General features: G+C 33.0%; 4 protein-coding genes and 1 pseudogene. 4 read left to right on the forward strand and 1 reads right to left on the reverse strand.

The window, feature by feature from the left end; translation table 11 throughout:
- Position 1: 1 nt before the first annotated feature.
- The gene (locus ACFQ1O_RS07035) at positions 2–1,315 is read right to left on the reverse strand and encodes a M16 family metallopeptidase (protein ID WP_377714772.1); all 1,314 of its coding nucleotides are present in this window, start codon (positions 1,313–1,315) and stop codon (positions 2–4) included.
- Positions 1,316–1,489: 174 nt separating this feature from the next.
- On the opposite strand from ACFQ1O_RS07035, the gene ACFQ1O_RS07040 reads away from it, so the two are divergent.
- The 4 genes and pseudogenes from ACFQ1O_RS07040 to ACFQ1O_RS07055 form a co-directional block, all read left to right on the forward strand.
- The gene (locus ACFQ1O_RS07040) at positions 1,490–1,939 is read left to right on the forward strand and encodes a DUF4199 domain-containing protein (protein WP_377714774.1); all 450 of its coding nucleotides are present in this window, start codon (positions 1,490–1,492) and stop codon (positions 1,937–1,939) included.
- 67 nt (positions 1,940–2,006) lie between these two features.
- Positions 2,007–2,486, forward strand: a complete 480-nt coding sequence (gene rplU, locus ACFQ1O_RS07045; RefSeq protein ID WP_377714776.1) for a 50S ribosomal protein L21 — start codon at positions 2,007–2,009, stop codon at positions 2,484–2,486.
- Positions 2,487–2,514: 28 nt separating this feature from the next.
- Positions 2,515–2,775 carry a 50S ribosomal protein L27 gene (gene rpmA, locus ACFQ1O_RS07050; protein ID WP_377714778.1) on the forward strand — a complete coding sequence of 87 codons (261 nt, stop codon included), beginning with the start codon at positions 2,515–2,517 and terminating at the stop codon, positions 2,773–2,775.
- Positions 2,776–2,914: 139 nt separating this feature from the next.
- Positions 2,915–6,237 (forward strand): annotated as a pseudogene (locus ACFQ1O_RS07055) (hypothetical protein); the annotation flags it as partial.

Here is a 6,237-nt window from a genome sequence, read left to right on the forward strand (position 1 = left end):
CTTATTTATCTTTTTTAGGAAGGTATTCTAACTGAACTCTTTGGTTAGGGTTTAAATATTTTTTAGCTACTTCTCTAATCTCTTCTCTAGTAATAGATCTGTAAATATCTATTTCATTATTGATTAAATTAGTATCTCCAAACAACATGTAATATCTTGCCAAAGAATTAGCAATTCCTTCTACACCTGAATTAGCATTTACAAACTGATTTTCATACTTGTTTTGTAATTTCTCATACTCTCTTTCTGTAATTAACTCTGTTTGAATTTTAACTACCTCCTCGTCAATTTCTTTAACCAAATCTTCTAACTTAGTATCTCCTAAAGGAAGACCAAAAGTTAGGTACATTCCATAATCTTCTTGACTTACATTAAAAGCACCCACCTGAAAAGCCATTTTCTTTTCATCAACTAACTTTTTGTATAAACGAGAACTTTTCCCATCACTTAAAACAGTAGAAACCATATTTAAAGCATATGCCTCTCTCGTCTTCATTGAAGGGGTTCTATAAGCAGCAACTATACCAGGAATCTGAATATTTGGATCGTGATATACTCCCTTTATTTCTTTTGTTATTGGTTCTTCTTTTATAGAAATTCTTGGTACATCAGCTCCTTTTGGTATAGAACCAAAATAGTTCTGAATCATTTTCTTTGTTTTAGCAACATCTAAATCTCCTGCAACAACCAATACAGCATTGTTTGGCACATAGTATTTTTTATTAAAAGCCTGAAATTCCTCTAAAGTAGCAGCATCTAAATGTTCCATAGAACCAATAGTTGCCCAACGATAAGGATGCTTAGTAAATAATAATTTCTTAATTTCTGCTAAGAAATTTCCATAAGGTTGGTTATCTACTCGTAATCTTTTTTCTTCTTTTACAACTTCATTTTGTGTATCTACTCCCGTCTGATCAATCACTGGGTGTAACATTCTTTCAGACTCCATCCATAAACCTAATTCTAAACTATTAGATGGAAAAACTTCATAATAATAAGTTCTATCATCGGTAGTATTAGCATTATTACTACCCCCATTTGATGTAACAATTTCAAACCATTTTCCTTTACCAATATTCTGCGTTCCTTCAAATAACAAATGTTCAAAAAAGTGTGCAAAACCTGTACGCTCAGGGTTTTCATCTTTTGCTCCAACATGATACATTACAGATGTGGTTACTACCGGAGCCGAATTGTCTTGATGCAATATTACATGCAATCCATTGTCTAAATCGTATTCCTCAAACGTTACTTTTTGCGCCATAATACTTATAGGTAAAAGTAATGAAGCGAGATAAATGATACTTTTCTTCATTATATATTAATTAAATTTTAGAGTTTGACGCTCAAACTCAATAAATGTTACAGTATATGCGTAAAAAATATTCTTCCTTTCTCTAAATCTAAATAATATTTATATCATAAAATTTTAAAAAACCACAAAAAAACCCGATATTTAATACAATAAAACCATGAAAATCAAACAATTATGGAGCAGTCAAAATCAGCTATTAAATATGGAATTGTTATCGGATCGGTACTTATTGGGTATTTTTTAATAATCCGTTCATTGGGCCTAGCAGAAGTTTATTGGTTACGTTTAATTAATGGAATTATACTAGGTTACGGTATATACTATGCAATTAAAAAGAACAAAGAATATCTAAACAATCACATTAATTACTTTGATGGAATAGGGTTAGGAATCAAAAGTGGTTTAGTTGCCACTGGTATATTTGTAACCTTTCTAGCTATTTATATGTACCATATAGATACCGGATTCTCAGAAAGATTAATGACTAAATTAGGCTGGAACATTAACAATCCTGAAAAAATATTACTGGTTACTATATTTATGGAAGGAATTGCATCTACAGTAATCTTATCATTAACCTTTATGCAGCTATTTAAAACCAGCTGGAACATTGAAGAAAAATAACACTAATGATTTGTTCTTTACACAATTAAACGTATATTTGCCGACATTTTAATTTAAACGTAACGCTATGTACGCAATTGTAGAGATAGCAGGGCAACAATTTAAAGTTGAAAAAGACCAAAAGGTATTTGTTCACCGTTTAGGTACTGACGAAGGAAAAAAAGTTTCTTTTGACAATGTACTTTTAGTAGACAGCGGTGGAGATGTTACTGTAGGCGCCCCAGCTATAAACGGAGCTTCTGTAGAAGCTAAAGTTTTAAAGCACCTTAAAGGTGATAAAGTAATTGTTTTCAAAAAGAAAAGAAGAAAAGGTTACCGTGTTAAGAACGGTCACAGACAAGCTTTAACTGAAATCGTAATTGAAAACATTGTAGCTTCAGGAGCTAAAAAAGCAGCACCAAAAAAAGAAGCTAAAAAAGAAACTGCAAGTTCAGATGATTTAAGCTCTAAAACAGTAGCTGAATTAAAAGAAATGGCAAAAAGTCAAGGAATTGAAGGGATTTCTTCTATGAAGAAAGCCGATTTAATTGCTGCTTTATCAAAATAAATTATTAACAAATAAAACCTATTAAGAGATGGCTCATAAAAAAGGAGTTGGTAGTTCTAAAAACGGTAGAGAATCAGAATCGAAACGATTAGGAGTTAAGATTTTTGGTGGTCAAGCTGCAATTGCAGGAAACATTCTTGTAAGACAAAGAGGTACACAACATCATCCAGGTGAAAATGTGTATATGGGTAAAGATCATACTTTACATGCACAAGTTGACGGATTAGTGAAATTCACTAAGAAAAGAAACAACAAGTCTTATGTTTCTATAGTTCCATTTGAAGCTTAAGAAACTTATTATCATAATTTAAAAAAGCTCCTTTAAGAAGGGGCTTTTTTTGTGCCATAAATTTATATTTCCCTATATTTGAAGAACTTAATAAATGATTTTACCCAAATCATTCATTTATTAAAACTAATCTCAGAAAATGTTAAAAAAAATCACCCTACTAACCCTATTCATTTACAGTATTAATTTATTCTCCCAAGGTGAAGCCAATAACTGGTATTTTGGCGCCAATGCCGGATTGGATTTTAGCAGTGGAAATCCCGTACCAATTTCTGGAGGACAAATAAATACTACTGAAGGATGTTCTACAATTTCTGACTCTAACGGAGATTTACTATTCTACACTGATGGAATTACTGTTTGGGATAAAAACCATAATATAATGCTAAACGGAACTGGTTTAAACGGTGATCCCTCTAGTACTTCTTCTGCTATTATAGTACCAAAACCAAACGACTCTAACATATATTATATTTTTACCGTAGATGAACCACACCACAATGAAAACGAGAATTCTAATCACGGATTAAACTATACAACTGTAGATATATCTCTAAACGGTGGAAATGGGGCTGTTGTCACTTCTGAGAAAAACATTGCATTGGTTACATATAACCCTGCTGTACCACTAGAACGAAAATATAAATGTGCAGAAAAAATAACTGCAGTAAAAAGTAGTGATTGTAATTCGTTCTGGGTAGTTACTCATTTTATCAATAACTTCTACTCATTTGAAGTTACAGTTGCAGGTGTTAACAATACCCCTATTATAAGTCCCTCTCAAGCTTCTGTTCCTATTTCAGGTTACAGAAGAAACGCTTTGGGGTATATTAAAAACTCTCCCGATGGTAGTAAACTAGCAGTAGCTCACTACGGATTTGCAACGACTCAAGGAGGAGATGGAGCTGGAGGAACTTATCTATACGATTTTGATCCAGCAACAGGAGTAGTTACAAACGAACAAGTTCTTTATAGCCCTAACAACGGAAACAGTCCGTACGGAGTTGAATTTTCTTCTAGTGGAGAAAAATTATATACAACTGTTGGTGGTTCCGCAAACGGACAAATGGGCTCTGAATTGGTTCAATATGATTTAACTAGTACTAACATTCCTGCAAGTCAACAAATAATCAACTCTTCAAACTTATATTCACACGGTGCTTTACAATTAGCTCCAGATGGAAAAATTTATAGAGCTCTGTTTAACTTTAATGCTAATGACGGAGCATATTTGGGTGTAATTAACGAACCAGAAAATATCGGACAAGCTTGTAATTATATAGAACAAGGAATTGCACTTAATTTAGCAGCAACTCCGCAACAAGAAGCCTCTAGAATTGGCCTACCTCCTTTTATACAATCATTATTTGCTCCTAAAGTCGATATTATAAATACAGACAACGATCCGAATACTGTTACGAACACTCTTACGCTTTGCGAAGGCGACACATTCACCCTAAACACAGACAACTTAGCTGGAGCTACATATACTTGGACTCAAAATGGGAATGCAATACCAACTCCAAACCCAGCGAACGAATTAATTGTTAACTCTTCTGGAACTTATATTGTAGAAGTAAACCCTAATAATGGTGATTGTCCGTACTTAGGTGAAGCTATTGTCACAATAAACCCTAAACCTGTTGTCAATAGTTTAACTCCATTAGAGGCTTGTTTTGACTCTTCTGACGGGATTAGCACTTTTAATTTGCCAGACGCAAACAATGAAGCACTTGCCAATCAACCTTTAGACATGTTAGGAAACAGCAATGTAACTGTTGTTTCATACCACAGTAGCGAAGCAAATGCTCTTGCCGGAACCAACCCAATAGCTAGTAGTTATGATTCTACCGGAGAAACAATTTATATCAAGTTATTAAACTCTATTACTAATTGTACCAGTGTAGTTCCACTAAACTTAGTTGTAAATCCATTACCAATAATAAATAGCCCTGTAACACTTGAACAATGTGATGACGATACAGATGGTTTTACTATTTTTAATTTAGAAGAAGCTAACGTTTTATTATCTAGCAATAGTGCCAACGAAACTTTTACTTATTTTAACACTTTAGCAGACGCTCAAAACAACAGTAACACAATTACTAACCCAACTGCTTATACAAGCAATACAGGTAATGATGTATTTGTTAGAGTTATATCTAACGAAGGTTGTGTTAACTATGGCCAAATAAATTTAGTTGTAGGTACAACTCAAATACCACCTAACTTTCTTCTAGAATATTCCAACTGTGATGATAATTTTGATGGCATAACAATTTTTGATTTTAGTAATGCTAGTAACCAAATATTAGGATTATTTCCTGGAAATAACAATATTAACATCAGTTATTATGAAAATCAAAACGATGCTTTAATAGAAGTTAATGCAATTCAAAATATTTCAAACTATCAAAATACAACTCCTAACACTCAAGAAATATGGGTTAGAATTGACAGCAATGATGTTAATGCTTGTTTGGGTTTAGGACATCATATCACTCTTAATGTCAATCCTCTTCCTGCCACAAACATCTTAAACAACTTACAAGCCTGTAGTGATACAGCTTTAGCTGACTTTGATTTATCGAACAACTTAAATGATATAACTGGTGGAGACACAAACTTAGATGTTAGCTACCATAGTTCATTATTAGATGCTCAAAATAATCAGAACCCTCTAAATACGAATCTTAACACCTCTAATACCACTATTTTTGTTAGAGCAGAAAACACAATCACAAATTGTGTGAATACTTTTATGCAATTCGATTTAATTGTAAATCCTAATCCAGACGTAAACACTTTAACCGATAGAATGGTATGTGATGATGAAACTTCTGATGGTCTTACAGAATTTGATTTAACTAATATTGTTAATGAAGCAACAAACAACACAAGTCATTTAGTCACATTACACGAAACTCTAAATGAGGCAACAAACAACTCTAATCCTTTAGACTTAATTTTCACTAACACTGTTGCCTATAACCAAACTATATATGTAAGAGTAACCAATACAAATACTAATTGTTTTAGTACTGCCCCACTAAACTTAATTGTTTCATTAGCTCCTCAAGGATTCCCTTTATCAGAACCTTTGACTTCTTGTGACCCAGATAACGATGGTTTTTCTGATTTTAATTTAACCTCAATCATCAATCAATTAACTGGAAACAACAATGGAGTAACGGTTAACTTTTATAGTACTTTAGCACAAGCTGAAAGTGGAGACTCTAACATTCCTATTTTAGAAACTACTTACACGAATGTAACTCCAAGCTCTCAAACAATATATGCACAACTAAGTATCCCTGGTTTAAACTGCACCACAATCATTCCAGTTAACCTATTAGTACTTAACAGTCCTATTTTAAACCCTCAAGACCCGTATCCAATTGCTTTGTGTGATGACAATGATAACGATACCAACTTAACAGACGGTTTAACAACTTTCGACTT

Source organism: Pseudofulvibacter geojedonensis (assembly GCF_042675745.1).
In the GTDB taxonomy this organism is placed as follows: Bacteria; Bacteroidota; Bacteroidia; order Flavobacteriales; family Flavobacteriaceae; genus Pseudofulvibacter; species Pseudofulvibacter geojedonensis.

Excerpts from the sequence above, each read along its gene's own strand:
- ACFQ1O_RS07040 (WP_377714774.1), top strand. The coding sequence starts at position 1,490 with ATGGAGCAGTCAAAATCAGCTATTAAATATGGAATTGTTATCGGATCG.
- rpmA (WP_377714778.1), top strand. The coding sequence starts at position 2,515 with ATGGCTCATAAAAAAGGAGTTGGTAGTTCTAAAAACGGTAGAGAATCA.
- ACFQ1O_RS07035 (WP_377714772.1), bottom strand. The coding sequence starts at position 1,315 with ATGAAGAAAAGTATCATTTATCTCGCTTCATTACTTTTACCTATAAGT.
- rplU (WP_377714776.1), top strand. The coding sequence starts at position 2,007 with ATGTACGCAATTGTAGAGATAGCAGGGCAACAATTTAAAGTTGAAAAA.